25 protein-coding genes are annotated in these 26,793 nt (G+C 73.5%); 19 read left to right on the top strand and 6 right to left on the bottom strand.

The window, feature by feature from the left end; genetic code table 11:
* Positions 1-105: 105 nt before the first annotated feature.
* Together BLS43_RS17980 and BLS43_RS17975 are read left to right on the top strand one after the other, a co-directional pair.
* The gene (locus BLS43_RS17980; protein WP_093086229.1) at positions 106-1,455 is read left to right on the top strand and encodes an MFS transporter; all 1,350 of its coding nucleotides are present in this window, start codon (positions 106-108) and stop codon (positions 1,453-1,455) included.
* A gap of 184 nt (positions 1,456-1,639) precedes the next feature.
* Positions 1,640-2,596 (top strand): TAXI family TRAP transporter solute-binding subunit, encoded by a 957-nt coding sequence (locus BLS43_RS17975; RefSeq protein WP_093086226.1) that lies wholly within the window; start codon positions 1,640-1,642, stop codon positions 2,594-2,596.
* Between the two features lie 67 nt (positions 2,597-2,663).
* Here BLS43_RS17975 and BLS43_RS17970 read toward each other — a convergent pair whose 3' ends face one another.
* Positions 2,664-3,293, bottom strand: coding sequence for a DUF1707 domain-containing protein (locus BLS43_RS17970; RefSeq protein ID WP_245707556.1), 630 nt, complete (start codon positions 3,291-3,293; stop codon positions 2,664-2,666).
* 40 nt (positions 3,294-3,333) lie between these two features.
* On the opposite strand from BLS43_RS17970, the gene BLS43_RS17965 reads away from it, so the two are divergent.
* Together BLS43_RS17965 and xerD are read left to right on the top strand one after the other, a co-directional pair.
* Entirely contained in the window at positions 3,334-4,320 is a 987-nt protein-coding gene (locus BLS43_RS17965) for an LLM class F420-dependent oxidoreductase (protein WP_093086223.1), read from the top strand.
* On the top strand, positions 4,313-5,221 hold the full coding sequence (gene xerD / locus BLS43_RS17960; protein WP_093086220.1) for a site-specific tyrosine recombinase XerD: 909 nt from the start codon (positions 4,313-4,315) through the stop codon (positions 5,219-5,221). Before BLS43_RS17965 ends, xerD begins: the two co-directional genes overlap by 8 nt.
* Positions 5,222-5,264: 43 nt before the next feature.
* Here xerD and BLS43_RS17955 read toward each other — a convergent pair whose 3' ends face one another.
* Positions 5,265-6,692 (bottom strand): amidohydrolase, encoded by a 1,428-nt coding sequence (locus BLS43_RS17955; RefSeq protein ID WP_218129885.1) that lies wholly within the window; start codon positions 6,690-6,692, stop codon positions 5,265-5,267.
* 29 nt (positions 6,693-6,721) lie between these two features.
* Positions 6,722-7,894, bottom strand: a complete 1,173-nt coding sequence (locus BLS43_RS17950) for a low temperature requirement protein A (protein WP_245707555.1) — start codon at positions 7,892-7,894, stop codon at positions 6,722-6,724.
* Between the two features lie 142 nt (positions 7,895-8,036).
* Between BLS43_RS17950 and BLS43_RS17945 the strand changes: the two genes are divergently transcribed.
* The 10 genes from BLS43_RS17945 to BLS43_RS17900 all read left to right on the top strand — a co-directional run bounded on the left by BLS43_RS17945 (position 8,037) and on the right by BLS43_RS17900 (position 16,256).
* Entirely contained in the window at positions 8,037-8,912 is an 876-nt protein-coding gene (locus BLS43_RS17945; protein WP_093086214.1) for a ParA family protein, read from the top strand.
* Positions 8,909-9,679, top strand: coding sequence for a segregation and condensation protein A (locus BLS43_RS17940; protein WP_093086211.1), 771 nt, complete (start codon positions 8,909-8,911; stop codon positions 9,677-9,679). Before BLS43_RS17945 ends, BLS43_RS17940 begins: the two co-directional genes overlap by 4 nt.
* Entirely contained in the window at positions 9,660-10,295 is a 636-nt protein-coding gene (scpB, locus tag BLS43_RS17935) for an SMC-Scp complex subunit ScpB (RefSeq protein ID WP_093086208.1), read from the top strand. Before BLS43_RS17940 ends, scpB begins: the two co-directional genes overlap by 20 nt.
* Positions 10,296-10,332: 37 nt before the next feature.
* Entirely contained in the window at positions 10,333-11,091 is a 759-nt protein-coding gene (locus BLS43_RS17930; RefSeq protein WP_093086205.1) for a pseudouridine synthase, read from the top strand.
* A complete protein-coding gene (aroH, locus tag BLS43_RS17925) occupies positions 11,091-11,453 on the top strand; it encodes a chorismate mutase (RefSeq protein WP_093086202.1) in 363 nt (120 codons plus the stop codon). The genes BLS43_RS17930 and aroH overlap by 1 nt, the downstream gene beginning before the upstream one ends.
* A 143-nt stretch (positions 11,454-11,596) precedes the next feature.
* Entirely contained in the window at positions 11,597-12,283 is a 687-nt protein-coding gene (gene cmk / locus BLS43_RS17920) for a (d)CMP kinase (protein ID WP_093086199.1), read from the top strand.
* Complete coding sequence (locus tag BLS43_RS17915) at positions 12,280-12,936, top strand: lysophospholipid acyltransferase family protein (RefSeq protein WP_093086196.1); 657 nt, start codon at positions 12,280-12,282, stop codon at positions 12,934-12,936. The genes cmk and BLS43_RS17915 overlap by 4 nt, the downstream gene beginning before the upstream one ends.
* The gene (der, locus tag BLS43_RS17910) at positions 12,933-14,387 is read left to right on the top strand and encodes a ribosome biogenesis GTPase Der (protein WP_245707554.1); all 1,455 of its coding nucleotides are present in this window, start codon (positions 12,933-12,935) and stop codon (positions 14,385-14,387) included. Before BLS43_RS17915 ends, der begins: the two co-directional genes overlap by 4 nt.
* Before the next feature lie 13 nt (positions 14,388-14,400).
* Positions 14,401-15,042: a response regulator gene (locus BLS43_RS17905; RefSeq protein WP_093086193.1), complete on the top strand. Its 642-nt coding sequence runs from the start codon at positions 14,401-14,403 to the stop codon at positions 15,040-15,042.
* A gap of 89 nt (positions 15,043-15,131) precedes the next feature.
* Positions 15,132-16,256 (top strand): sensor histidine kinase, encoded by a 1,125-nt coding sequence (locus tag BLS43_RS17900; RefSeq protein ID WP_143030102.1) that lies wholly within the window; start codon positions 15,132-15,134, stop codon positions 16,254-16,256.
* Here the strand turns inward: BLS43_RS17900 and BLS43_RS17895 are convergent.
* The 3 genes from BLS43_RS17895 to BLS43_RS17885 form a co-directional block, all read right to left on the bottom strand.
* Positions 16,231-18,363, bottom strand: coding sequence for a heavy metal translocating P-type ATPase (locus BLS43_RS17895; RefSeq protein WP_093086188.1), 2,133 nt, complete (start codon positions 18,361-18,363; stop codon positions 16,231-16,233). The genes BLS43_RS17900 and BLS43_RS17895 overlap by 26 nt on opposite strands.
* 11 nt (positions 18,364-18,374) lie before the next feature.
* The gene (locus tag BLS43_RS17890) at positions 18,375-18,656 is read right to left on the bottom strand and encodes a DUF1490 family protein (RefSeq protein WP_093086185.1); all 282 of its coding nucleotides are present in this window, start codon (positions 18,654-18,656) and stop codon (positions 18,375-18,377) included.
* Positions 18,657-18,730: 74 nt separating this feature from the next.
* Complete coding sequence (locus BLS43_RS17885; RefSeq protein WP_093086182.1) at positions 18,731-20,266, bottom strand: GntR family transcriptional regulator; 1,536 nt, start codon at positions 20,264-20,266, stop codon at positions 18,731-18,733.
* A gap of 390 nt (positions 20,267-20,656) precedes the next feature.
* Between BLS43_RS17885 and BLS43_RS17880 the strand changes: the two genes are divergently transcribed.
* The 5 genes from BLS43_RS17880 to BLS43_RS17860 are packed head-to-tail and all read left to right on the top strand — an operon-like array spanning position 20,657 to position 26,790.
* Positions 20,657-21,964: an NtaA/DmoA family FMN-dependent monooxygenase gene (locus BLS43_RS17880; protein WP_093086179.1), complete on the top strand. Its 1,308-nt coding sequence runs from the start codon at positions 20,657-20,659 to the stop codon at positions 21,962-21,964.
* Positions 21,965-21,990: 26 nt separating this feature from the next.
* Positions 21,991-23,304, top strand: a complete 1,314-nt coding sequence (locus tag BLS43_RS17875; RefSeq protein WP_093086176.1) for an NtaA/DmoA family FMN-dependent monooxygenase — start codon at positions 21,991-21,993, stop codon at positions 23,302-23,304.
* On the top strand, positions 23,304-24,179 hold the full coding sequence (locus BLS43_RS17870) for an LLM class flavin-dependent oxidoreductase (RefSeq protein WP_093086173.1): 876 nt from the start codon (positions 23,304-23,306) through the stop codon (positions 24,177-24,179). Before BLS43_RS17875 ends, BLS43_RS17870 begins: the two co-directional genes overlap by 1 nt.
* Positions 24,176-25,474: an NtaA/DmoA family FMN-dependent monooxygenase gene (locus BLS43_RS17865; protein ID WP_093086170.1), complete on the top strand. Its 1,299-nt coding sequence runs from the start codon at positions 24,176-24,178 to the stop codon at positions 25,472-25,474. The genes BLS43_RS17870 and BLS43_RS17865 overlap by 4 nt, the downstream gene beginning before the upstream one ends.
* The gene (locus tag BLS43_RS17860) at positions 25,471-26,790 is read left to right on the top strand and encodes an NtaA/DmoA family FMN-dependent monooxygenase (RefSeq protein WP_093086167.1); all 1,320 of its coding nucleotides are present in this window, start codon (positions 25,471-25,473) and stop codon (positions 26,788-26,790) included. Before BLS43_RS17865 ends, BLS43_RS17860 begins: the two co-directional genes overlap by 4 nt.
* The last annotated feature ends 3 nt before the right edge of the window (positions 26,791-26,793 follow it).

Here is a 26,793-nt window from a genome sequence, read left to right as displayed (position 1 = left end):
CCGCCCCGCCTTCCGCCGCCGCCCGCCGGCCCGCACCGTGGTCTCACGACGACGGGGTCGGCCTCCTTCCGTTCCGGCCCGCGTCCGCAGGAACAGGAGGCTGTCATGAGCGACCCGACCACCCAGCCGGCGCCCGCCCCGGCGTCGCCGCGGGCGGCGAATAGGCGCGCGATCCTGAACACGTTGCGCGGCTCGTCCGGAAACCTCGTCGAGTGGTACGACGTCTACGTCTACACGGTGTTCGTGTCGTACTTCGAGAACCAGTTCTTCGACTCCGCGGACAAGAACTCCACCCTGTACGTCTACGGCATCTTCGCGGTGACGTTCCTGATGCGCCCCGTCGGCTCGTGGTTCTTCGGCCGCTTCGCCGACCGGCGGGGCAGGCGGGCTGCGCTGACGTTCAGCGTCTCCCTCATGGCCGCCTGCTCGCTGCTCATCGCGCTGACCCCGGGGCGCGAGAGCATCGGCGTGTGGGCCGCGGTCATCCTGCTGCTGTGCCGCCTCGTCCAGGGCTTCGCCACCGGTGGTGAGTACGGCGCGTCGGCCACCTACATGTCCGAGGCCGCCACGCGCGAGCGGCGCGGGTTCTTCTCCTCGTTCCAGTACGTCACCCTCGTCGGCGGCCACGTGCTCGCGCAGCTGACGCTGCTGGTCATGCAGCTGTTCCTCGACCGCGAGCAGATCGCCGAGTTCGGCTGGCGCATCGCGTTCCTCATCGGCGGCGTCGCCGCGATCGTCGTGTTCTGGCTGCGGCGCAGCATGGACGAGTCCCTCTCCGCCGAGCAGCTCGCCGCGGTCCGGCGCGGCGAGGACACGGGATCGGGGTCGCTGCGCGAGCTGCTCACCCGGTACTGGCGGCCCCTGCTCACGTGCTTCCTCGTCACCATCGGCGGCACGATCGCCTTCTACACCTACAGCGTCAACGCGCCCGCCATCGTCAAGTCGACCTACGCCGACGAGGGCATGACCGCGACGTGGATCAACCTCGTCAGCCTGACCTTCCTGATGGTCATCCAGCCGATCGGCGGGCTCGTCAGCGACCGGGTCGGCCGCAAGCCGCTGCTGGTCTTCTTCGGCGTCGGCGCGGTGATCTACACCTACGTGCTGCTCACCTTCCTGCCGCAGACCACCTCGGTGGCGGCCTCGCTCACCCTCGTCTGCGTCGGCTACGTCATCCTCACCGGCTACACCTCGATCAACGCCATCGTGAAGGCCGAGCTGTTCCCGTCGCACATCCGCGCCCTCGGCGTCGGGCTGGGATACGCGCTGGCCAACTCCGCCTTCGGCGGCACCGCCCCGCTGATCTACCAGGCGGCGAAGGACGGCGGGTACGTCACGGCGTTCATCGTGTACGTGACGGCCGTCGTCGCGGCCTCCCTGCTGGTCTACGTGTTCGTGCTCAAGAACAAGACGGAGACCGCGCTGGACCGCGAACAGGGCCGCGCCTTCGTCTGAGGGCACCTAGGGGGTGTCTGATGGATCTCCAGCCGGCCCGCGGGGCCCCAGGCGGCGCCCCGCGGCGTTCTCGTCGGGGCCGATCCAACCCCGGGATCGGCCCCTCCTCGGCCTTGCGGGCCATCCACCTGGAACCCCGCGGACTCGGCGGAGATCCATCAGACACCCCCTAGGCTTCGCGTCCATGACGTCGCTCGCCCCGCAGCCGGACCGCCGGTCGGTGCTGCGGGGCCTCGCGCTCGGGGCGGCCGCGCTGGGCACGGTCGCGTTGGGCACGGCGGCGTGCGGGACCGACGACACGCCCACGGTGCGGCTGGCCGCGGGGGAGCCCGGCGGGTTCTTCTGGGACTTCTCGGGCCTGCTCGCCGCGGCGGCGCGCCGGGCGGGCACCGCCCGGCTGGAGCCGCTGCCGACCGGCGGTTCCGCGGAGAACCTGCAGCTGCTGGGGGCGGGATCGGCCGCCCTCGCCATGACCCTCGGCGACATCGCCCAGGACCGCGTCGCCACCGACGGGTTCGCGGCGGTCGGCCGCGTGTACGAGAACTACTTCCAGGTCGCCGTGCGTGCCGACTCCCCGATCACCGCGCCGGCCCGGCTCGCGGGCCGGACGGTGAGCGTCGGCGCGCCGGGATCCGGCGCGAGCACCCTCTCCGCCCGGGTGCTCGACGTCGTGGGGCTCGGCGCCCCCACGGCCGTGCGCCGGGTCGAGCGGACGATGCACGGGGCCGCTGCGGCGCTCGCCACGGGCGAGGTCGACGCGGCGATGTGGGCGGGCGGTCTGCCCACCCCCGCGTTCGCCGACCCCGCCACCCCGATCCGGCTGCTCGACCTCGGCGGCGAGGTGGACGCCCTGCGACAGCGGTTCGGCAGCGTCTACGAGTCCGTCACGGTGCCCGCCGGGGTGTACGGGGCGAATCCCGCGATGACGACCGTCGGTGTCGCGAACCTGCTGCTCGCCCGGCGGGACGTGGCCGATCGCGTCGCCGCCGACATGGTGGACCTGCTGCTGGACGACCCGTCCGCGCTGGTCCCCGCCCAGGCGGTCGGCAGCCAGTTCCTCGACGCCCAGTCATTGATCCAGACCGGACCCGTGGCGCTGCACCCCGGGGCGGCCGCGGAGTACCGGCGCCGCCACGGCTGAACCCGTCCGCCCTCCTGCGGTCGTGCGTTGTGAGTGGTGCTCTGGCACCACTTGCCACGCACGGGCCTCAGGGGCGCAGCGGCCTGCCGTCCGGGTCGGTGTTGCGGCCCGCCAGCAGGACGATGCCGTCCGCGACCCCCCACACCGCGCCCAGCCCGAACGTCACGATCGTGACGATGAGCTGCGCGATCGCGATCTCGGTGTGGCCGGTGTAGAACCGGCCCGCGCCGACGGCGCCGAGGAACAGCTGCAGGATCCCGGCGGTGACCTTGGACTTGTCCGAGTACGGCAGCCCCGTGCCGGGCTCCCGGCCGAACGGGGCGTCCTGCCACGCGAGGTGGGCCGTCGGGCGGGGGAGACCGGGGGCGCCGTACGTCGGGCCGCCCCCGAACGCCGCGGGCAGCCCGGCGGGTGGGCTGTAGGCGAGGTCCGGGGGCCGGGCCGGGGGAGACGGCCGCAACACCGCGGGCCGCGGGTCCGGCAGGTCCTCGAACACCACCGCGATATCGGTCGTGGTCTTGCCGTTCCAGACGGCGCCGACCCGGTCGGCGTACTCGTCCCCGTCGAGCCTGCCGTGCGAGAAGTGTTCGGCGAGGGCGTTCGCCGCCTCCTCGCGCTCGGCGTTGCCGATGCGCAGCGCCGGTCGCGCGGGCGACGCGGCGGGTTCCGGCTCGGGTGCGGCTTCGGGCTGCGTCACCCTCCCGACGGTACCGAACCGCACGGCCTAGAGTCCGGTCATGCGCTTCGGTCTCTTCGTCCCACAGGGCTGGCGGCACGATCTCATCGGCATCGACCCCGCCGAGCACTGGGGGGTGATGAAGGGGCTGGCCCGGCACGCCGACGCGGGCCCCTGGGAGTCGATCTGGGTCTACGACCACTTCCACCCGGTGCCCAAGCCCACCCACGAGGCCGTGCACGAGGCCTGGTCGCTGATGGCCGCGTTCGCCGCCGCGACCGACCGGGTCCGGCTCGGCCAGATGTGTACCTGCATGGCCTACCGCAACCCGATGTACCTGGCGAAGGTCGCGGCCACCATCGACGTCATCTCCGGCGGGCGGGTCGAGATGGGTATCGGCGCGGGCTGGTACGAGAACGAGTGGCGGGCCTACGGCTACGGCTTCCCGTCCCCGGGTGACCGGCTCGGCCTGCTCGACGAGGGCGTCCAGATCTTCCGGCAGGCGTGGGAGCACGGCACGGCGACGTTCGAGGGCAAGCACTACCAGGTCGACCAGGCCCTCTGCGAGCCGCGGCCGCTGCAGCCGGGCGGCATCCCGATGTGGATCGCGGGCGGCGGGGAGAAGGTCACGCTGAAGATCGCGGCGAAGTACGCGGACTTCACCAACTTCGACGGCTCGCCCGAGGGCTTCACGCACAAGTCGGAGCTGCTCGCCAGGCACTGCGAGACCGTCGGCACGGACTTCGCCGCCATCGTGCGGTCGGCGAACTACAACGTGGCGATCGCCGAGACCGAGGCGGGCGTCGAGGCGAAGCTGCAGGAGGCCGTCGACCGGCTGCGGCCGCACGTCGGCGACGAGCGGGCGGAGGCCTCGCTCGGGGCCTACCGCGGCCTGCCGGGCGTGGGTACGCCGGAGCAGATCGTGGAGAACCTGCGCGGCATGCAGGCGCGGGGGATGACCTACGGCATCTTCTACTTCCCCGACGCCGCCTACGACCGCTCCTCGATCGAGCTGTTCGAGCGCGAGGTCATCCCGCACGTTGCCTGAACGCACGGTCGAGGCCTTCCTCGCGCACCTCGCCGTCGAGCGCGGGAGCTCGGCGAACACGCTGCGCGCGTACACGAACGACCTGGACCGGTACGTGGCCTACCTGCACGACCGGGGCCTCGACGACCTCGCCGCCGTCCGGGAGACGGACGTCGGCGGGTTCGTCGCGGCCCTGCGCAGCGGCCCGACCCCGCTGGCCGCCTCCTCGGCGGCCCGCGCCCTGGCCGCGGTGCGCGGACTGCACCGGTTCGCCGCCCGCGAGGGTGTGGTGCCCGTGGACGTGGCCAAGGCCGTGACACCCCCGGCGCAGCCCGGCAGGCTGCCGCACACGCTGACCGTCGACCAGGTGGAGCAGCTGTTGGCGGGGTGCGTGGGGGACGGGCCCGCCGCGCTGCGCGACCGCGCCCTGCTGGAGATCCTCTACTCGACGGGCGCCCGGATCTCCGAGGCCGTCGGGATCGACCTCGACGACCTCGACCCCGGCGACCGCACGGTGCTGGTCCGCGGCAAGGGCGGCAAGCAGCGGATCGTGCCCGTGGGCAGGCCCGCGCTCGCGGCGGTCGACGCCTACCTGGTCCGGGCCCGGCCCGCGTTCGCGGCCAAGGGGACGGGCACGGCGGCGTTGCTGCTCAACGCCCGGGGTGCCCGGCTGTCGCGGCAGTCCGCCTGGCACACCCTGCGCGGCGCCGCGGACGCCGCCGGGCTGGACCCCACCGCGATCTCGCCGCACACCCTGCGGCACTGCTTCGCCACCCACCTGCTCGCGGGCGGCGCGGACGTCCGCGTGGTCCAGGAGCTGCTGGGCCACGCGTCGGTCACCACCACGCAGATCTACACCCACGTGACGGTCGACGCGCTGCGCGAGGTGTACGCCACGAGCCACCCACGCGCCCGCGGATAGCGCACCTGTGAGTGGCGATGGTCGCCATGGCGACCATCGCCACTCACAGGGTGGTGTGGGTCCAGCGGCCGGCGAGCATCGTGGCGGCGACCGGCAGCGCGCGGAGCTGGGCGGGGGTGCACCGCGCGGGATCGGCGTCCAGGACCGCGAGGTCGGCGACGCGGCCCGCGCGCAGGGGGCCGTCCGGCCCGTATGACGCGGCGAGCGCCTCGGCGAGCGTCAGGTGCTGTTCGGGGTGCCACGGCTCGCGCGCGTCCCCGCTGCGGTGCACGGCGGCGGCGATCGCCACCCACGGGTCCAGCGGCGCGACCGGGGCGTCCGAGCCCAGGGCCAGGGTGGCCCCCGCGGCGAGCAGCGACCGGAACACGAAGGCCCGCCGCGTGCGGTCCGCCCAGTAGTGGTCCGCGACGTCCCGGTCGTCCACGGCGTGCTCGGGCTGCACCGACGCGGTGATCCCCAGCGCGGCGAACCGCGGCACGTCGGTGTCCTGCAGCAGCTGCGCGTGCTCGACCCGGCCGCGGGCGCCGGTCGCGGCGAACGCGTCGAGCACGAAGGCGTTCGCGGCGTCCCCGATCGCGTGGACCGCCACGTCCAGCCCGCCCGCGGCGGCGCGGCGCAGCAGCGGCTCCAGCTCCGACCGCGGCACCAGGACCATCCCGCACGGGTGCGGCGTGCCCTCCAGCCCCGGGTACGGGTCGACGCAGAAGGCGGTCCGGGTGTTCAGCGACCCGTCCGTCACGATCTTCAGCGGCCCCATGGTGAGCAGCCCGTCCGTGCCCGGCACCGCGGCGCCGGTGCGCAGTCCCCGCTCCAGCGCGAGGTCCAGCGCGGGCGGCCACACCGACGACACGACCCGCAGGGAGCGGGTGCCCGCGGCGATCCGGGAGGCCCACGCGTCGAGCGGGAAGGGGGCCTCGAAGTCCACGACCCCCACCACGCCGCGGGCGGCGGCGGCCCGCGCGGCCTCGTCCGCGGCGCGGTCGACGTCTCCCGCCAGCCGGACGTCCTCCATGATCGGGATCCAGTCCTGCTCGCGCACGACGCCCGGGGGCACGCCGTAGTGCGCGGCCGCGGCGGCGTTCACCCAGCAGCAGTGCAGGTCCGCGCTCACCAGCACGATGCGCGGGGCGGGCGGCAGCAGGTCCGCCCGCGGGAGGTCCGGCCACAACGCGTCCCGGAACCCGGCGCCGACCAGCATCCCGTCCGCGGGCGGGTCGCTGCGCAGGCGCGCCTCGACCAGTGCGGCCGCCTGCGCCGCCGAGCCCGCCCCGGACAGGTCCAGCCGCCGCCGGGACAGTGCCCACTGGTCGAAGTGGACGTGGCTGTCCCACAGCCCCGGCACGACGACCCGGCCCTGCAGATCGACCCCGGGGCCGGGGGAGTGCGGGCGGACCTCGGTCAGCACGCCGCCCTCGACGGTCAGGTCCACCAGCTCGCCGTCGACCCGGCCCGCGCGGAGCCGAGTCGACACCGCTTCCGCGGGAGGGCGGACGTCGGCGGTCACGCGTGGCGCAGCCGCAGGAACCAGGCCAGCGCCGCGGCCAGCACGATCCCCATGGCCAGCACGGACACCCCGATCCCCGCCACGGGGGCCAGGAAGGCGCAGGCCAGGATCAGGACCGCCGCCAGCGTGACGAGCAGCGGGGTGAGCGTCCCCGACGGCCAGACGAGCCCGCGCAGCACCATGATCACGAGCAGGTAGAGCGCCACCGGGACCGCCACGGCGAACCCGGCGATGACCGGTGCCACGTGCGCCTCGTGCTCGGCGAGCTGCACCGCCGTCTCCAGGCCCGCGCCGAGCGCCGCCACCGCCGCGAACACGAGGAAGTGGCCGTATCCCCAGGTCAGGGCGGTGCGCAGGGAGCGGAACCCGTGCTCGTCGCCCCCGAGGAAGTAGATCCACCAGATCCCGAACATCAACAGCAGCGCACCCACGGCGACCAGCACCAGGTCCGGCGTCAGACCCGAGGCCTGCGAGCCCTGGAACGCGACGGTCGCCGCGAGGATGACCTCGCCGAGCACGATGATCGTGAACAGCCCGTAGCGCTCGGCGATGTGCTCGGGGTGGAAGGAGGTGGGGCGGGTGCGCTCGGCCCACGGCGGCACCGCGACCTCGGCCACCGCCAGCACCACGAAGCCGATGTAGTCGAACGGGTGCGGCAGCAGGAGCCGCAGCAGCCACAGCACCTGCACGACGGCGATCCCGAGCGCGTACCGCTGGGCGGTCCGGCGGCCCTCGGGGTGTTCGCGGGCGGCGCGCAGCCACTGCAGCACCATCGGGATGCGCATGACCGCGTAGCCGACGGTCACCATGGCGAAGTCGTAGTCGTTCAGCGCCGCCGGGACGCCCGCCGCCAGGATCAGCACGCCCGCCATCTGCAGCAGGGTGAGCAGCCGGTACGGGACGTCGTCGGTGTCGTAGGACGAGGCGAACCAGGTGAAGTTCATCCAGGCCCACCAGATGGCGAAGAACACCATCACGAACCCGCCGGTCGCCGCGACGGCGTGGTTCTCCTCGATCCCGTGCGCGAGCTGGGCCGCGGCCTGTGCGATCGCGACCACGAAACACAGGTCGAACAGCAGCTCGAGCGGGGTCGAGGCGCGCCCCTCCTCCTCCGGGTCCCGCCCGTTCATCCGCCGCCGCCACGGCATCGCCAACCCCGGAACCGCCATGATCGTCCCCTCCCCGCGCGTTCCGGGGAGAAACTACCCGGTAGGTTTCGACCGGAAGTTCGAGGCGCCCTGGCGTGGCGCGTTGCCCCCGGTAGGTGGGTTTCCTAGTCTGCGGCGCAGGTAGGGACATCAGAGGAGCCGCATGGACACATCCCCCGCGGGGCCTGACTACGACCCGACCGTCGAGGATCCCGCTCCCGCCGCCGCCCGGCACCGGGCGGGCGCCCCCGAACCCGCCCCGCTGACCGAGCACGGCCCGGCCCGGGTGATCGCCGTCGCGAACCAGAAGGGCGGGGTCGGCAAGACCACCTCGACCATCAACCTGGGCGCGGCGCTGGCCGAGTACGGGCGCCGGGTGCTGCTCGTCGACTTCGACCCGCAGGGGGCGCTGTCGGTGGGGCTGGGGGTCCAGCCGCACCAGCTCGACGCCACGATCTACAACCTGCTGATGGAGCGCGGGGTCGAGGCGGAGGACGTCATCCTCGAGACGTCCGTGCCCGGCATGGACCTGCTGCCCAGCAACATCGACCTGTCCGCGGCGGAGGTCCAGCTCGTCACCGAGGTCGGCCGCGAGCAGGCGCTCGGCCGGGCGCTCAAGCGCGTCCTCGGCAACTACGACGTCGTGCTGATCGACTGCCAGCCGTCGCTCGGCCTGCTCACGATCAACGCCCTGGCCTGCGCGGACCACGTGCTGATCCCGCTGGCGTGCGAGTTCTTCTCGCTGCGCGGCGTGGCCCTGCTGATGGACACCATCGACAAGGTGAAGGACCGGCTCAACCCGGACCTGGAGCTCATCGGCGTCCTCGCCACGATGTTCGACTCGCGCACCGTGCACACCCGCGAGGTGCACCAGCGCGTGGTCGAGGCCTTCGGCGACCTGGTGTTCGACGCCGTGATCAACCGGACCATCCGCTTCCCGGAGACCACGGTGGCCGGGGAGCCGATCACCACCTGGGCGCCCAACTCGTCGGGCGCGGCGGCGTACCGGATGCTCGCGCGTGAGGTCATCGCGCGTTGACCGTCGCCCCGGAAGAGCGCCCGCGGTTCACCGTCCGGCTCCAGAACTTCGAGGGGCCGTTCGACCTGCTGCTGCAGCTCATCGGCAAGCACCAACTCGACGTCACCGAGATGGCCCTGCACAAGGTCACGGACGACTTCATCGCCCACCTCACCGCGATGGGCGACGCGATGGACCTGGACGAGACCACCGAGTTCCTCGTCGTCGCGGCGACCCTGCTCGACCTCAAGGCCGCCCGGCTGCTGCCGAACGCCGAGGTCGAAGACGAGGAGGACCTCGCCCTGCTCGAGGCCCGGGACCTGCTCTTCGCCCGGCTGCTCCAGTACAAGGCGTACAAGCAGGTCGCGAGCCTGTTCGCCGAGCTGGAGAAGACGGCGCTGCGCCGGTTCCCCCGCTCGGTCGCCCTGGAGCCGCGGTTCGAGGGGCTGCTCCCCGAGGTGCTGCTGGGCATGGACGCCGCGGCGTTCGCCGAGCTCGCCGCCGGGGTGTTCCGGCCCAAGCCGCCGCCGGTCGTCGGGCTGGACCACGTCCACCAGCACGACGTCTCGGTGCCGGCCCACATGGACATCCTCCGCGAGCGCCTGGCCGAGCTGGGCGAGGCCACGTTCGCGATGCTGACGGACGACTGCACGGAGACCATCGAGATCGTCGCCCGGTTCATGGCGGTGCTGGAGCTCTTCCGCGAGAAGGCCATCGACGTGGAGCAGCCCGAGGCCTTCGGCACGCTGACCGTACGCTGGAACCCTGATGACCTCGTCCGAGCCTGAGCCGCCGGATCTCGACGTGCTGGAGGCGGCGTTCGCGGAGCCGTCCACGGTCGAGGAGCCGGGCCTGCCCACCCTGCACCGCGACGACGAGCTGACCGCGGCCCTCGAGGCGTTGTTGCTGGTCGTGGACTCGCCGACGGACGAGGCGTCGCTCGCCACGGCGCTGGACCAGCCGGTCGCCCGGGTGGAGCGGGCCCTGCGCCACCTCGCCGAGTCCTACCGCGAACAGGGCCGCGGGATCGACCTGCGCCGGGTGGGGGAGGGCTGGCGGTTCTACACCCGCGACCTCTACGCCCCCTACGTCGAGCGCTTCCTGCTGGACGGGCAGCGCGCCAAGCTGACCCGGGCCGCCCTGGAGACCCTCGCGGTCGTCGCGTACCGGCAGCCCGTCACCCGGGCGCGGGTGGCGGCGGTACGGGGTGTGAACTGCGACGGCGTCCTGCGTACGCTGCTCACACGCGGTCTGGTGGAGGAGGCCGGTGTGGACGGGCCCACCCAGGGCACGCTGTTCCGCACCACCGAGCTCTTCCTGGAGCGGCTGGGGCTGTCCTCGCTGGAGGACCTGCCCCCGCTGGCTCCGCTGTTGCCGGACATCGAGACGATCGACGAGCTCTGACGGGCTCGTCACCAGAGCTTCACGAGGGAACGACACGATGGTTGACTCCGCACCCCAGGGTGTGCGGCTGCAGAAGGTGCTCGCACAGGCGGGGGTGGCCTCGCGCCGCGCCGCCGAGGAGCTGATCGCCGCGGGCCGGGTCTCGGTGGACGGTGAGATCGTCCGCGAGATGGGGCGGCGCATCGACCCGGACAGCGCCGTGGTGCACGTGGACGGCTCGCGCATCCAGCTCACCGAGGACCAGGTCTACCTGGCGCTGAACAAGCCCGTCGGCATGCTGTCCACGATGTCCGACGACCAGGGCCGGGTCTGCGTCGGGGACCTGATCCTGCACCGCACCGAGCTGCTGAACAAGGCGGGCAGGCTCTTCCACGTCGGCAGGCTGGACCAGGACACCGAGGGGCTGCTCCTGCTGACCAACGACGGGGAGCTGGGCCACCGGCTCATGCACCCCTCGTTCGAGGTGGAGAAGACCTACGTGGCGGAGGTGCAGGGGCAGGTCAGCCGGGACGCCGGGCGGCGGCTGCGCGAGGGCGTCGAGCTGGAGGACGGGCCGGTCGCGGTGCACTCCTTCAAGCTGATCGACTCCATGCCGGGCCGCTCGGTCGTCGAGCTGAAGATCCACGAGGGCCGCAAGCACGTCGTGCGCAGGCTGCTCGACGAGGTCGGCTATCCCGTCGAGCGGCTGGTGCGCACGGCGATCGGGGACGTCCGGCTCGGCGACCAGCGCCCCGGCAAGCTGCGCCCGCTGACCCAGAGCGAGGTCGGCGCGCTGTACAAGGCGGTGGGGATGTAGTGGCCGTCCGGGCGATCCGCGGCGCGATCCAGATCGAGGGGGACTCCCGGGACGAGATCCTGGAGGGCTCCGCCGAGCTGGTCACCGCCGTCCTCAAGCGCAACGACCTGACCAGCGACGACATCATCTCGATCCTGTTCACGGCCACGCCGGACCTGACGGCCGAGTTCCCGGCCTACGCCGCCCGCCTCCTCGGCCTGACCGACGTCCCGCTGATGTGCGCGGTGGAGATCGCGGTGCCCGAGGCCATGCCGCGCGTGCTGCGCCTGATGGCGCACGTGGAGACCGACCTGGCCAGGGCCGACCTGCGCCACGTCTACCTCCGCGGCGCGGCCGCCCTGCGCCGCGACCTCCCGAGCTAGCGGCTCCGCCGCCCGTGCGTGGTGAGTGGTGCTCTGGCACCACTTACCACTCACGAGTGCCGCAGGCGCGGCTGGCACAATGACCGGGGCTCGCGCGGGGTGTGCGGGGCTCGTCCTTCCAACCGCCGGCGTGAGAGGTGTCCATGGTGCTGCACGGGGTCGTCGCGATGGACGGGCCCTCCGGTACCGGCAAGTCCACCGTCTCGCGCCGGCTGGCCCGCGAGCTGCAGGCCGACTACCTCGACACCGGGGCGATGTACCGCGCCGTCACGCTGGCGTGTCTGCGCGCGGGGCTGACCGCCGAGAGCCCCGCCGAGGAGATCACGAAGGTGGCGCTGTCCGCCGGGATCGAGTCGGTCACCGACCCGGCCGCCCCGCGGATCCTCCTCGAGGGGGAGGACGTCGAGGCCGAGATCCGGGGCGAGGCCGTCACGAAGGCCGTCTCGGCCGTCTCCGCCGTGCCCGAGGTGCGTGCCGCCCTGGTCGCGCGCCAGCAGGCCTCCATCGCCGCGGCGAGCGGCATCGTGGTCGAGGGGCGGGACATCGGCTCGGTCGTCGCGCCGGACGCCGGGCTCAAGATCTACCTGACCGCGTCGGAGGAGGTGCGGGCCGCGCGCCGCAACCGGCAGGACCTGCGGGCGGGCCGCACCGCGGACGCCGCCGCCACCCTCGCGGACGTCCAGCGCCGCGACCGGCTGGACTCCACCCGCAAGACCTCCCCGCTGCACGCCGCGCCGGACGCGCTCGTCCTGGACACCGACGAGCTGTCCGTGGAGCAGGTGCACACGGCGCTGCTGGCGCTGGTCGAGGAGCGTGGCCTGGTCTCATGACCCTTCTGGAGGCACCGGCGGCCGCCGATCTCCCCGCCGGTGCGGACCCCCGGCTGCACGACCTGGCCCGCTGGGTCGGGACGTGGCTGTTCGTGCCGGGCTACCGGGTCCGGGTGCACGGCCGCGACCGGATCCCGGCGGACGGGCCGCTGGTGCTGGTCGCCAACCACAGCGCGATGGTCGACGGTCCGCTGCTGTTCGGACTACTCGGGCGCCGTGCGGTGTTCTGGGTGAAGCAGGAGATGTTCACCGGCGTCCTCGGGGTCGGGCTGCGCCGGATCGGGCAGATCCCGGTGCGGCGCGGGTCCGCGGACCGGGCGCCGCTCACCGCGGCCCGCGAGGTGCTGCGGGGCGGCGGCCTCGTCGGGGTGTTCCCCGAGGGCACCCGTGGCAGCGGGGACGTCGCGGCCGCCCAGCAGGGGGCGGCGTGGCTGGCCCGCGCGACCGGGGCGCGGATCCTGCCGGTGGTCATCCGCGGGACCCGCCGGGGCGACGGGCACCGCTGGCGGCCGCGAGTCGACGTGCTGGTGGGCGAGCCGTTGCCGGCCCCCACCGGGAAGGGCCGCGCCGAGCTGGCGGCGGCCACCGAGACCGTGCGTGGCGCACTCGCCGCGCTGGTCCGAGAACTCGATGACGTACGGAGCAGGACGTGAGTGAGATCAGTGGGACCGACCGGGCCGCCATGGCCGACCTGGGTCTGGACCCCGACGAGTTCGTGGGCGACGAGTTCGCCGACCCGGACGGGGTGGGTGGGCAGGGCGACGGGCAGGGCCCGGTCCCGGTGCTGGCCGTGGTCGGGCGACCCAACGTGGGCAAGTCCACGCTGGTCAACCGCTTCCTCGGGCGCCGCGAGGCGGTCGTGCAGGACGTCCCCGGGGTGACCCGGGACCGCGTCTCCTACGACGCCCTGTGGAACGGCCGCCGCTTCACCGTGATGGACACCGGCGGCTGGGAACCGGACGCGTCGGGCCTGCAGAAGGCGGTCGCCGCGCAGGCCGAGCTGGCCATGCGCACCGCGGACGCGATCCTGCTCGTGGTCGACTCCCGCGTCGGGGCCACCGAGGTCGAGCAGGCCGCGGCGGACGTGCTGCGCCGCTCCGACCGGCCCGTCCTCGTCGCCGCCACCAAGGTGGACGACGAGCGCATGGTCGCCGAGACCGCCGCGCTCTGGGGCCTCGGGCTCGGCGAGCCCTACCCCGTCTCCGGCCTGCACGGCCGCGGCTCCGGCGACCTGCTCGACGCGATCCTCGACGCGCTGCCCGAGACCCCGCGCGAGACGTTCGAGGCCACCCGGGGCGGGCCGCGCCGGGTCGCCCTGGTCGGGCGCCCGAACGTCGGCAAGTCCTCGCTGCTCAACCGCGTCTCCGGCGAGGTCCGCTCCGTGGTGCACGACGTCGCCGGCACGACGGTGGACCCCGTCGACTCCCTGGTGGAGCTCGACGGCGAGATCTTCCGCTTCGTCGACACGGCGGGCCTGCGCAAGCGGGTCAAGACGGCGTCGGGCATGGAGTACTACGCCTCGCTGCGCACCCAGGCGGCGATCGAGGCCTCCGAGGTCGCGCTCGTCCTGCTCGACGCGAGCGAGCCGATCTCCGAGCAGGACCAGCGGGTGCTGACGATGGTCGAGGAGGCCGGGCGCGCGCTCGTGATCGTGTTCAACAAGTGGGACCTCGTCGACGAGGAGCGCAGGCTCGCGATGAAGCGCGAGCTGGAGCGCGACCTCGGGCGGGTGCGCTGGGCCGAGCGGATCAACATCTCCGCGCTGACCGGGCGGGCCACCGCGAAGATCGCCCCGGCCATGCGCACGGCGCTGTCGTCCTGGGACACCCGGATCCCGACGGGCAGGCTGAACAGCTGGCTGTCGGACGTCATCGCCGCCACCCCGCCGCCCGTGCGCGGCGGCAAGCAGCCGAAGGTCCTCTTCGCCACCCAGGCCGCCACCCGCCCGCCGACGTTCGTGCTGTTCACGAGCGGGTTCCTGGAGGCGGGCTACCGCCGGTTCCTGGAGCGGCGCCTCCGCGAGGAGTTCGGCTTCGAGGGCTCCCCGATCCGGCTGTCGGTGCGGGTCCGGGAGAAGCGCGAGCGGGGCGGGAAGCGCCGCTGAGTATCCTCCCCCCATGTCCGAACCGGTGCGCGTCGTCCTCGCGGACGACGAGGCGCTGCTCCGGATGGGCCTGCGGACCGTGTTGGAGGCCCGCGGCACCGTCGCGGTCGTGGGGGAGGCGGCCGAGGGGCACGGCCTGATCGCCGCGGTCGAGGCGCACCGGCCGGACGTCGTGCTGGCGGACGTCCAGATGCCCGGCATGAGCGGGCTGGAGGCCCTCGCGGTGCTCTGCGCGCGTCCCGACGCGGTCCCGGCCGCGGTGCTGACCACCTTCGACCTCGACGACTACGTGGCCGAGGCGCTGCGCATCGGCGTCCAGGGCTTCCTGCTCAAGGACGCCGAGCCGGACGCGTTGATCCGGGCCGTCCTCGACCTCGCCGCCGGGGGCGCGGTGCTCGATCCGCGGATCACCGCCCGGTTGTTGCCGCGGCTGGTCCCCGAGACCCCCCACCCGCGGCCGCGCCCGGCGGACCTGACGCTGCGCGAGACCCAGGTGCTGCGCCTGCTCGCGGCCGGGGTGTCGAACGCCGCCATCGGCCTGGAGCTCGGCCTGGCGGAGGCCACCGTGAAGAAGTACGTGTCCGCGCTGCTGGTCAAACTGGGTGCCGAGAACCGCGTCCAGGCCGCGCTGCTCGCCCAGAGCTGGGGCGCCTGATGTCCCCCGACCCCACCCACCCCGTGAGCGGCGATGGTCGCCAGAGCGACCATCGCCACTCACGGGGGGTGTGGCGGCCGGGTGCGCCGGTGCGGGTCGTGGGACTGGAGGTCCTGGCGATGGGCACGTCGGCGGCGTTCGTGCTGCTCGCCGCCCCGGGGCCGACGTCCTGGTCCCTGCTCGCCGGGCTCGTCGGGTGTGCGTTGCTGCCGCTGCGCCACCTCTGGGCGCCGCTCGGGGTGATCGTCTCGCTGCCCGGGATCGCGGGCGGGCTGGGCTGGCCGGTCCAGATCGTCACCCTCTGGGCGCTCGGCCGCCGCACCCGGCCGGTGGCGACCGTCCCGTGGTTCGTGCTCGTGGTGCTCGCCGCGGTGCTGCCGGTGCAGCTGCGCGAGTCGCTGACCTGGCAGTCGACCGTGCTCAGCGTGGTCTTCGCGGTGCTCTCGGCCGCCAGCCCGCTGGGCTTCGGGCTGTTCGAGGCCGCCCGGGCCCGGCTCACGGCCAGCCTGCGGGAGCTGGAGAGCGCCCGTGAGGCCATGGTCGTCGCGCGCGAGGCCGCGGCCCGCGCCGAGGAACGCGCCCGGATCGGCCGCGAGGTGCACGACGCGGTGGGCCACCACGCCACCCTCATCGCGGTCGGCGCGGCGGCGCTCGCGGCCTCCTCGGAGGACCCGCACGTGCGGGAGACCGCGGAGCGGCTGCGGACCCAGGCGAAGGAGGCCCTCGCCGAGATGCGCAGCGCGCTGGGCCTGCTCGGGCCGGCCCACAGCGCCGGGGTGGGCGACCTCGCGGAGCTGGTGGACAGCGCCCGGCGCAACGGCCTGGACGTCCGCTGGGAGACCGTCGGCGACCCGCGCCCCCTCCCGCAGGCACCCGACCACGCGGTGTACCGGGTGGTGCAGGAGGCGCTCACCAACGCCGCCCGGCACGCTCCCGGCTCCGCGGTGCGGGTGGAGGTCTCCTGGTGTCCCGGGGTCGTGCGGGTCGAGGTCCGCAGCGGCCCCGCCCGCGCCCCGGTGCGCGGCCTCGGCGCGGGCGGCGCGGGTCTGGCGGGTCTGGCCGACCGGATCCGGGCCGTCGGCGGGGAGCTCGACCACGGCCCGGCGGACGACGGGTTCGTCGTCCGCGCCGTCCTCCCGCTGGCCCCCGAGACCCCCGGCACCCCACCCCGGGGCCAGCCGCCCGCGGTCAGCGGGGCAGCCGGTACCGGATGAGCCGGGAGCTGTTGCCGACCACGGCCACGCTGGACGCGTTGTGCAGGATCGCGGCGACCACGGGGGACAGCGCGCCCGCGGCCGAGACCGCGAGGCCCGCGGCGTTGACCGCGATGGACATGCCGTAGTTCTGCCGGACGTGGGTGATCGTGCGGCGGCCGAGGTCGCGCAGCTCGAGCAGGGTGTGCAGGTCGTCCCCGGCGAGCGCGACGTCCGCGGTCTCCACCGCCACGTCCGTGCCGCCGACGCCCATGGCGATGCCGATGTCGGCCAGCGCGAGCGCGGGCGCGTCGTTGGTGCCGTCCCCGACCATGGCGACGGTGTGGCCCTCGGCCTGCAGCGCCCGGACGACGTCCTGCTTCTCCTCGGGCATGACCTGCGCGCGGTACTCGCCGATCCCGAGCTCCGCGGCGACCGCGGCGGCGGTCTGCGGGTTGTCGCCGGTGAGCAGCACGATTCGGCGGACGCCGTCCGCGCGCAACGCGTCGAGCACCTCGCGGGACTCGGCGCGCACGGTGTCCCGCAGCGACACCAGGCCGACCAGCCTGCCGTCGACGGCGAGCAGCAGGGGCGTCTCGGCCCGCTTCTGCAGCCTGGTGACCCACCCGGACGCGGCCCGGCTCACCGGGACCTTCATCTCGCGCAGCAGCGCGCGGTTGCCGATCAGCAGCGTGCGGCCGTCGGACTGCACGCGCATGCCCTGGCCGAGCAGCACCTCGCACTCCTCGTGCGGCGGGATCTCGATCCGGCGCTCCTCGGTGGAGCGGATCACGGCCTGGGCGAGCGGGTGCCGGGAGTGGATCTCGGAGCTGGCGGCGTAGGCCAGGACCTGCTCGGGGGACCAGGCGTCGTCGAAGGAGATGACGTTGGTGACCACCGGGCGGCCCAGGGTGAGCGTGCCGGTCTTGTCGAACACCACCGCGTCCACCCGGCCCGCGGCCTCGAGGTGCGCGCCGCCCTTGATCAGGATGCCGCGGCGGGCGCCGTTGCCGATGGCCGCGCTGATCGCGGTCGGGGTGGACAGCCCCACCGCGCAGGGGCAGGCGACGAGCAGCATGGTCATCGCGCGCCGCACGTCCCGGGTGAGCAGCAACGTCACCGCGGACAGGGCGAACGACGCCGGCACGAACCGCCGGGAGAAGTTCTCCCCGACGGTCTGGATCGGGGCCCGGTCGGACTGCGCCGACTCGACGCGGTCGATGATCCGGCCGATCGCGGTGTCCCGGCCGACGGCCGTGGCGCGCACGACGATCCGCCCGCGCATCAGCACCGATCCGGCGTGCAGCGCCACCCCGGGGGCGACGGAGACGGGCAGCTGCTCGCCGGTGATCGCGGCCTGGTCGACGACCCCCTCGCCCTCGACGACCTCGCCGTCCACCGGCAGCACCACGTGCTCGTGGACGACCACCTCGTCGCCCACCCGGACGTCGTCGATGTCGATCTCGATCTCGGTGCCGTCCGCCAGCCGCGTCCAGGTGCGGGTCTGGGCGCCGGTGAGCAGCTCGGAGATCGCCCGCCGGGAGCGGCGCAGCGTGAGGTCCTGCAGGTACTCGCCGATGTTGAGCAGCCAGAGCACCGTCAGCGCGACGACGTTCTCGCGCAGCACGAGCGAGGCGACCGTGGCCGCGGACACCAACGCGTCCGTGCCCGCCCCGCGGCCGCCGGTCAGCGAGCGCAGCGCCCCGCGCAGGAAGGGGTAGCCGGTGAAGATCGTGACGCCGGTGGCGACGGTCCGGCTGGTCGGCCCCAGCACCGGCGGGCGGCGCAGGCCGTAGCGGCGCACCCCGAGCGCGGCGAGCGCGACCCCGCCGACGACGAGCCGCACCAGGTCGGCGTTGCGGACGTCCGCCGAGCGCGGCGCGCGGGCCGCCGTGGCCTCCGGATCGGCGCCGCAGCCCTTCTCGACGGCGTCGAGCAGCTCCGCGCGGACGCAGCGGGCCGGGTCGTACCAGACCACGACGCTGCCGGTCCGGGGGTAGGCATGGACCTGGCGGACCCCGCCGACCGCGTCCACGGCGTCCTCCACCGCCACGCAGAGCGACGCGCGTCCGCGCAGCTCGGGGACGGCGAACCGGGCGCGTCCCGCGGCGTCGGAGAGGACCTGCACCTCGGTGGTCCTCAGTGGTCGTGGTCGTGGACGTGCGCGGCCCCGGGCACCGGGGCCTCCTCGCCGATCTTGGCGCGCGCCTCGCTGACGATGTCCGCGGTGGCCAGCCGGGCCCGCTCGGCCCCGGTCTCGGCCGCGCGGGCGCCGCGCAGCCCCCAGGCGGTGACCGTGACCGCGGCGCCGCGCACCGCGCCCGAACGGACCACGCGCTTCACCCCGTCGTAGGCGGCCGCACCCACCAGACCACTGCCGACCAGGCCCGCGGCCTTACCGATGAGACCTGCAGCGAACACGACTCTCTCCTCCCGGGACGATCACGCCGTCAGGGTACGCGGGCCGGGTTCACCCGCGCCGACCCGACCGGACGTCACGCCGCCGGGGTGCCGCGGACGGGGGTCCGGGTGGAGAGGCTCAGATCGGCGGCCGGGAAGTACCCGTGGCTGAACTCGCAGGGTCGGCCCTGCTCGTCGACGAGCACCCGCTCCCGCAGGAGCAGCAGCGTGCCGGGGGAGACGTCGAGCAGCCGCGCGGTGCGCCCGTCGGCGCGCACGGCGTGCACCGTCGAGTCGATCCGGTCGACCGCCGAGCCGTGGGTGCGGGCGAACAGCTCGTCGAAGTCCACGGGCGAGTCCGTGCTGAGCGGGCGGTGGGGCAGGCTCGCCCGCGAGTAGAGCAGGTACACGCCGAACGGCCTGCCGTCCCGCAGGATCCGGTACTCGGTGACCGCGACCTCGGGTTCGGAGGTGCTCAGTATCCGGGAGAGGAACGGCGGGGTCGGCACGGTGGCGACGGCGAGCCGTTCGGCCCGGTAGCGCCAGGCCTCGGTGCGGTGCCAGCCGCGGCCGGTGTCGAGCGGCAGGTCGGCGATCCGCCGCTCGATGACCGTGCCGGTCCGCGGCGCCCGCCGGACGACGCCCTCGACGGCCAGCTGCGCCAGACCCCGGCGGATCGAGTTGCGGCTGACCCCGAACCGGTCGGCGAGCTCCTGTTCGTTCAGGCGGTCACCGACCGGCAGCAGCCCCTCGCGCACGGCCGCGCGCAGTTCGGCGTGCACGGACAGCGCGGACTGGCGCGCCCCGACGACACCCGGCTCGACGGGTTCGACCGCGGTGCGGGCGCGGCGCGGCACCGGGATCCGCAGCCGGGGCCGGAACTCCGTGGACAGGGTGGTGTGGGTCGCGGGGTAGTGGGTGACGCTGAACTCCCGCGGGAGCCCGTCCGCGCTCCACAGCACCCGGGACTTCACGAGCAGCGCGGTGCCGACCGGGACCTCCAGCTGCGCGGCAACCTTCTCGTCCGCCTCCACCGCCTCGAGCCAGCAGCCGACCTGGCCGAGCGGGCTGCCGTAGACGCGGGCGAAATCGTCGCCGAACGAGGCGGTCTCGGCCGAGGTCATCGTGAGCCTGCGGTCCACGCCGCCGGACAGGCTGAACCGGGCGTAGAGCAACGCCGGGCCGCCGTGGCGGAGCAGCACCAGCTCGGTGAGGTGCACGGCCTCGGCGTCCGGGGACAGGTGGTGGCGGGTCAGCGGGGTGGCCGGCACCCAGCGGCGCTCCAGCACCTCGCACCGGAAGACGTCCCCCGTCGTGGTGCTCCACCCGACCCCGTTGTCGATCCGCACGTCGGTCAGGTCGCCGCGCACGACCGTGCCCGCCCGCGGGGAGCGGGACACGATGCCCTCCTCCACCAGCAGACCCAGCGCCGCGCGGACGGCGCTGCGGCTCACGGAGAAGCGGTCCACCAGGGTGTGCTCGTCGAGGCGCTCGTCCGCCTCGATGAGACCGGTGCGCAGGCTGGAGCGCAGCGCGGCGTGCACCCCGGCGACCGACTGGAGCCGCACGCGGTGCTGGCGCAGTGCCCGCTCCCGCGTCGCCCGCCGGTACTGCTCCTCCGCCGTGGTCATCCGTCCTCCTGCGCGCCTCGACCGGACCAGGGTCCGCCACCGCGTCGGGGCACACGTTCGGATGGTTCGTCGGCGCCGTGCCGCGGTGGTCACCGGACGGTGAACACCTCGTTGCGCGGTCCCGCGTCCGGCGGCGGGGGAGCGGCCCGCGCGGCTGTGGGGCCGGTCACGACGCGGTCGCCCCGGGGGCCTCCGCACCCCCGCGCCACCGGGCCCGCGGTGGCGAGCCGGATGCGGCGGCAGCCCGGTGACCTGCGCAGACGAGCTGTCGCACGGCTGCGTGACCCCGCGTAATTGCGCCTTGACCCTCGACGTCACCGCGCGGCAATACTCGCTCCATACGGTTCTGGTCGTCCCCCGAACGACCACGAAGAGCCCGGTGATGATCGTATGAGTCCCCCGCCGTTCCACCTCGGTTGGTTCTATTCCAAGGGCTTCGGTCCGAAGGCGTGGAAGCACGGGTGGGCGGGTCCGCGCGCGGCGGTGGCGAGGTTCACCCGACCCGACACGGCGGTGGATCTGGCCCGGGCGATGGAGCGGGCGGGCTTCGACTACTTCATGATCGAGGACTCGTCGAACGTCCCGTACACCTACCAGGGCAGCCACAACGCCTACCTGCAGCACTCGGTCGACACCCCGAAGCTGGACCCGATGGTGCTGGCGCCCTTCATCGCCCAGGCCACCGAGAAGCTCGGCGTGGTCGTGACCTGCTCCACCACCGAGTACCACCCGTTCATGCTGGCCAGGGCGATGAACGCGCTCGACCACACCACCGACGGCCGGATCGGCTGGAACGTGGTCACCGGCTCGAACGACGGCGGGGCGCAGAACTACGGCCGGGACAGGCAGTACCCGCACGACGAGCGCTACGACATGGCGGACGAGTTCCTCGAGGTCGCCCACGGCCTGTGGCGAAGCTGGGACGAGGACGCGGTGGTCCTCGACCTGGAGAAGGGCGTGTTCGCCGATGGGGACAAGGTGCACGCGCTGCACCACGAGGGCACCTACTTCCGCTCCCGCGGACCGCTGTCGGCCCCGCGCTCCCCGCAGGGCGCGCCGGTGATCTGCCAGGCGGGCGGGTCCGGGCGGGGTCGGGCGTTCGCGTCCCGCTGGGCGGAGACGATCATCTGCGCCGCCCGCGGGGTGGACGCCATGAAGGCCTACCGGGAGGACGTGCGCGCCCAGGCCGCCGCGGCGGGCCGCGACCCGGACGGCATCAAGGTCCTGTTCCTGATCTCGCCGATCGTGGACGAGACCATCGAGGCCGCGCAGGAGCGCCGGAAGGCCCGCTGGGACTTCGCCGAGAGCGAGGTCGAGTTCGGTCTCGCGGCCCTCTCGCGCGGTTCCGGGATCGACTTCGCGCAGTTCGCGCTCGACGAGCCGCTGCCCGCCCTCACCTCCAACGGGCACCAGTCCAGCGTCGCGCAGATGGAGGGCAAGGTCCTCCGGGACGTGCTCCGCTACCAGCGCCACCTGGAGTGCGTGCCGCTGACCGGCACCGCGCAGAGCGTCGCCGCCGAGATGCGCGAGGTCATGGCGGAGGTCGGCGGGGACGGGTTCCTGCTCAACGAGAGCTACTTCTCCCGCCGGTACGTCACCGAGATCTGCGACGGGCTGGTGCCCGAGCTCCAGCGGCTGGGTCTGACCCGGACCGAGTACGAGTTCGACACCTTCCGCGAGAACCTCCTGGCTTTCTGAACAGCTTTCTGAGAAGGAACGAACAGATGAGCGCCAGACCCTTCCACCTCGGGTGGTTCTACTCCAAGGGCTTCGGTCCGAAGGCGTGGAAGCACCAGTGGGCCGGACCGAAGTCCGCGGTCGCCCGCTTCACCAAGCCGGACACCGCGGTGGAGCTCGCCCGGGCGATGGAGCGGGCCTGCTTCGACTACTTCATGATCGAGGACTCGTCGAACGTCCCGTACACCTACCAGGGCAGCCACCACGCCTACCTGCGGCATTCGGTGGACACCCCGAAGCTCGACCCGACCGTGCTCGCCCCGTACCTGATCGCGGCGACGGAGAAGCTCGGCATCGTGGTCACCTGCTCGACCACCGAGTACCACCCGTTCATGTTGGCCCGCAAGATGAACACCCTCGACCACGTGAGCGAGGGTCGGATCGGCTGGAACGTGGTCACCGGGTCGAACGACGGCGGCGCCCAGAACTACGGCCGGGACAAGCAGTACCCGCACGACGAGCGCTACGACCGCGCGGACGAGTTCCTGGAGGTCGCGCACGGGCTGTGGGCGGGGTGGGAGCCCGACGCGCTGGTCCTGGACCTGGAGAAGGGCGTGTTCGCCGACGGCGACAAGGTCCATCCGCTGCACCACGAGGGCCGCTACTACCGCTCCCGGGGCCCGCTGTCGGCGCCGCGATCCCCGCAGGGCTCGCCGGTGATCTGCCAGGCGGGCGGCTCCGCCCGCGGCCAGGCCTTCGCGGGCCGCTGGGCCGAGACGATCATCGCGTCCGCCTCCACGCCGGAGAGGATGAAGGCCTACCGCGACAACGTCCGGGCGACGGCCGCCGCCCACGGCCGCGACCCGGACCAGATCAAGATCCTCTTTCTCGTCTCGCCGACGGTCGACGAGACCCGGGAGCGGGCCGAGGACCGCTACCGGCGCAGCCTGGAGATCGACGACAACGAGGTCGAGTACCAGCTCGCCTCGCTGTCCCGGCAGTCCGGGATCGACTTCTCGCAGTTCCCGATGGACGAGCCGCTGCCGGACACCCTGGTCAGCAACGGGCACCAGTCGATGGTCGCCCAGTGGCAGGGCCGGGTGCTCGCCGACGTCATCCGCGGCAACCCGCTCAACTCCGGGTCGAACGCCTTCGTCGGCACCGCGGACGACGTGGCCGCCCACATGGACGAGGTCATGCAGGAGGTCGGCGGGGACGGGTTCCTGCTGGTCAACAGCTACTTCTCGCGGCGGTACGTCACCGAGGTCTGCGACGGGCTGGTGCCCGAGCTCCAGCGCCGCGGGCTGACCCGCACCGCCTACGAACACGACCACCTCCGCGACAACCTGATGGCGTTCTGATGATCACGATCGTGCAGCTGGCCCTGCGCCCGGACGACACCCTCGCGGGCGTCGAGTCCGCCGTGGCCGCCCTGGAGGCGGCCGGGATCGCCGCGGTCTGCGTGCTCGACGGCGCGGACACCGGCGAGGCGACCGCCTTCGAGTCGACGACGCTGTGCGGGCGACTGGCCTCGACGACCTCCGAGATCGGCCTGGTGGCGTCCAACTCCGCGCTCTACGGCTTCCCCTACCACCTCGCCCGTCGGCTGGCGACGGTCGACCACTTCTCCGACGGCCGCTCCGGCTGGCTGCTGCGCACCCGGAGCGCGGCCTCCGAGGCTGCGGCCTACGACTGGCGCTCGACCGGCGGGCGCGGCGTCGAGCTGCACCGGGCCGCGGAGTACGCCGAGATCGCGCTGGAGCTCTGGGACTCCTGGGAGGACGGCGCCCAGTACCCGGACAAGGCGAGCGGCGACTACAAGGACGACGCCCGGATCCACCGGATCGACTACCGCTCGCTCGCCTTCCGCGTGGAGGGCCCGCTCGACGTGCCGCCCTCGCCGCAGCGCCGCCCGGTGCTGTTCGCCCGGTTCGACGAGGCGGCGGAGGCCGCGCTGCTCCCGTCGGTGGACGTCGCGATCGTCTCGGACCCGACCACGGCCGCGGCGGCGACGGCCCCCCTGATCCTGCGCGCCGTCCCCGCCCACACGACCCCGGACGAGGCGGAGCGGCTGCGCGCGGCGACCGGCGCCCACGGCCTCGCCCTGCACGCCACCACCGACACCGTCCCCGAGGCCTGCGCACTCGCGGTCGCGCTCGGTGCCGCCCGGAGCCCGGGCGACACCCTCGCGGCGGCGCTCGGCCTGACCCTGACCCTGGGAGGACGCGCGGCATGACCCGCCCGAAGATGCACCTCAGCGTCAACCTCACCGAGTACGGCAGGCACTCCGGCGGCTGGCGGCACGCCGTCAGCGACGTGAGCCGGATCCCGAACCTGGAGACCTACCGGCACGTCGTGCGCACCGCCGAGCGCGGGCTGTTCGACCAGGCCTTCATCGCGGACACCCCGGTGCACGGCTGGGGCCGGTCGAGCTCCACCACCACCCGCATCGACCCGCTGGAGATCGCGGCGGCCCTGTCCACCGAGACGGCGCACATCGCGATCATCGCGACGCTGTCCACCAGCTACAACGAGCCCTTCGACGTGGCCCGCCGGGCCGCCTCGGTGGACGCGGTCACGGGCGGGCGGCTCGGCATCAACTACGTCGCGTCCACCGGGGACCAGACGGCCCGCAACTTCCACCGCGCGGGCCAGCTCCCGCACGACGAGCGCTACCAGCGGTCCAACGAGTTCATCGAGGTCGTCACGAAGCTGTGGGCGAACGCCCCCACCGCGGACGCGGCCGGGGCGCGGGTCGCCCACCGTGGGCGCTTCTTCGACGTGGACGCCACCCTGGACGTCCGGCAGCCGCGGCACGGCAGGCCGCTGATCGTGCAGGCGGGCTCGTCGCCCGCCGGCCGCGACCTGGCCGCCCGCTGGGCGGACGCGATCTACGCGGGCGGCTCCACGATCGACCGCGCCCAGGAGTACTACCAGGACATCAAGGCCCGCGCGGTCGCCTACGGCCGGGACCCGGACAGCATCAAGGTGCTGCTGGGCATCGCGCCCTTCCTCGGCGACACCGCGGAGGAGGCCGCCGAGCTGCAGGCCACGATGGACGCCCACCACGCCGAGGGCGCGGACGTGGTCGCGCACCTGTCCGGCCTGCTGGAGTACGACCTGTCGGCGCACGACCCGGACGGTCCGCTGCCCTTCGACCTGCTGCCCGAGGTCACGAGCGCCAGCGTCAGCCAGGCCACGCTGTTCACCCGGATGGCGCGCGAGGAGCACCTGACGATCGCGCAGGTCGCCTACCGCTCCTACGTCGGCGGGCTGGCGAACATGCAGTTCGTCAGTACCGGCACCCCCACCCACGTCGCCGACGTGATGCAGGAGTGGTTCGAGGCGGGCACCTGCGACGGCTACTCGCTCGTCGCGCCGCTGCTGCCGCAGACCATCGACGCGTTCGTCGACGGCGTGGTCCCGATCCTGCAGGAACGCGGTCTCTTCCGCACCGAGTACGAGGGGTCCACCATCACCAGCCACTTCGGCCTGTCCGCGCTCGACTCCCGCGTGGCGGTGGTCGCGTGAGCACGCCCCCCTTCCACCTGGCCTGGTTCACCTCCTTCACCGCCCCCGCCTGGCGCTCCACCTTCGGCGGCGACACGGGCACGGAGTGGATGACCGGCGAGTACTACGTGTCGATGGCGCGCCAGCTCGAGCGGGCGGGCTTCGACTTCATGATGTTCGAGGACTCGACCATGGTGTCCGAGGCGCTCGGCGGCACCATGGAGCAGGACCTCAAGCACAGCCTGCACAGCCCCAAGCTGGACCCGTTCCCGCTGCTGCCGATCCTGGCCAGGGCCACGAAGCACATGGGCTTCATCGCCACCGGGTCCACGTCGTTCTACTCGCCGTACATCCTCGCCCGGGTCATGGCCACGATGGACCACCTCACCGGCGGGCGCGTCGGCTGGAACATCGTGACCAGCTCCGAGGACATCGCCGCGCAGAACTACGGCATGGACGCCCTGCCCCCGCACGACGAGCGCTACGACATCGCCGAGGAGTTCGTGCAGGTCGTCAAGGCGCTGTGGGACTCCTGGGAGCCCGGCGCCATCGTGATGAACCGGGAGACCGGGCACTACGCCGACCACACGAAGGTCCACCGGATCGACTACCGCGGCAAGTACCACGCCTCGCGCGGCCCCCTGAACATGCCGGCGGGCCCGCAGGGCCACCCGGTGCTCTGCCAGGCGGGCGGCTCGCCGAAGGGCCGGGACTTCGCGGCGAAGCACGCGAACGCGATCGTCGCCACCAACCCGAACGTCGAGAAGATGGCCGCCTACCGGGCGGACATCCGGGAGCGGGCCGCCCGGCACGGCCGCAACCCCGACGACGTCAAGGTCCTGTTCCACGCCGCCCCGATCATCGCCGAGACCACGGAGGAGGCGCACGCCGCCTACCAGCGGGTCTTCGGGATGGACGACCCGCTGCAGATCGAGCAGACCCTCGCCATGACCGCGGCCGTCACCGAGATCGACTTCTTCCAGTACGACCTCGACGCGCCCATGCCGCAGGACCTGAAGACCAACGGCCACCAGTCGGTGCTCGACGACTTCATGAAGCGCAACGAGGGCAAGACGCTGCGCGAGTCGCTCGGCGAGCGCCTGCGGCTGGGTCCGCTGCTCGTCGGCACGGTGTCCGAGGTCGCCGACCAGATGGAGGACATCGTGACCCGCGTCGGCGGTGACGGCTTCCTCATCCGGGCGGAGACGGGCCTGTCCCACACCCGCCGCTACATCGACGAGATCTGTTCGGGGCTGGCGCCGGAGCTGCGCCGCCGCGGGCTCATCCGCAGCGACTACCCGAACGACCTGTTCAAGCAGAACCTCCTCCAGTTCTAGGAG

This window comes from Pseudonocardia oroxyli (assembly GCF_900102195.1).
Lineage (GTDB): Bacteria > Actinomycetota > Actinomycetes > Mycobacteriales > Pseudonocardiaceae > Pseudonocardia > Pseudonocardia oroxyli.
The sequence above is the reverse complement of the archived record's forward strand: the minus strand, read 5'-3'. Positions and strand labels throughout refer to the sequence as shown.

Bases quoted from the DNA above. Each gene is read 5' to 3' on its own strand.
- scpB (WP_093086208.1), top strand. From the start codon at position 9,660: ATGACCTCGTCCGAGCCTGAGCCGCCGGATCTCGACGTGCTGGAGGCG.
- BLS43_RS17975 (WP_093086226.1), top strand. From the start codon at position 1,640: ATGACGTCGCTCGCCCCGCAGCCGGACCGCCGGTCGGTGCTGCGGGGC.
- BLS43_RS17950 (WP_245707555.1), bottom strand. From the start codon at position 7,894: ATGGCGGTTCCGGGGTTGGCGATGCCGTGGCGGCGGCGGATGAACGGG.
- BLS43_RS17980 (WP_093086229.1), top strand. From the start codon at position 106: ATGAGCGACCCGACCACCCAGCCGGCGCCCGCCCCGGCGTCGCCGCGG.
- BLS43_RS17945 (WP_093086214.1), top strand. From the start codon at position 8,037: ATGGACACATCCCCCGCGGGGCCTGACTACGACCCGACCGTCGAGGAT.
- BLS43_RS17865 (WP_093086170.1), top strand. From the start codon at position 24,176: ATGACCCGCCCGAAGATGCACCTCAGCGTCAACCTCACCGAGTACGGC.
- BLS43_RS17965 (WP_093086223.1), top strand. From the start codon at position 3,334: ATGCGCTTCGGTCTCTTCGTCCCACAGGGCTGGCGGCACGATCTCATC.
- BLS43_RS17915 (WP_093086196.1), top strand. From the start codon at position 12,280: ATGACCCTTCTGGAGGCACCGGCGGCCGCCGATCTCCCCGCCGGTGCG.
- BLS43_RS17905 (WP_093086193.1), top strand. From the start codon at position 14,401: ATGTCCGAACCGGTGCGCGTCGTCCTCGCGGACGACGAGGCGCTGCTC.
- BLS43_RS17870 (WP_093086173.1), top strand. From the start codon at position 23,304: ATGATCACGATCGTGCAGCTGGCCCTGCGCCCGGACGACACCCTCGCG.
- cmk (WP_093086199.1), top strand. From the start codon at position 11,597: ATGGTGCTGCACGGGGTCGTCGCGATGGACGGGCCCTCCGGTACCGGC.
- BLS43_RS17880 (WP_093086179.1), top strand. From the start codon at position 20,657: ATGAGTCCCCCGCCGTTCCACCTCGGTTGGTTCTATTCCAAGGGCTTC.
- BLS43_RS17885 (WP_093086182.1), bottom strand. From the start codon at position 20,266: ATGACCACGGCGGAGGAGCAGTACCGGCGGGCGACGCGGGAGCGGGCA.
- BLS43_RS17930 (WP_093086205.1), top strand. From the start codon at position 10,333: ATGGTTGACTCCGCACCCCAGGGTGTGCGGCTGCAGAAGGTGCTCGCA.
- BLS43_RS17875 (WP_093086176.1), top strand. From the start codon at position 21,991: ATGAGCGCCAGACCCTTCCACCTCGGGTGGTTCTACTCCAAGGGCTTC.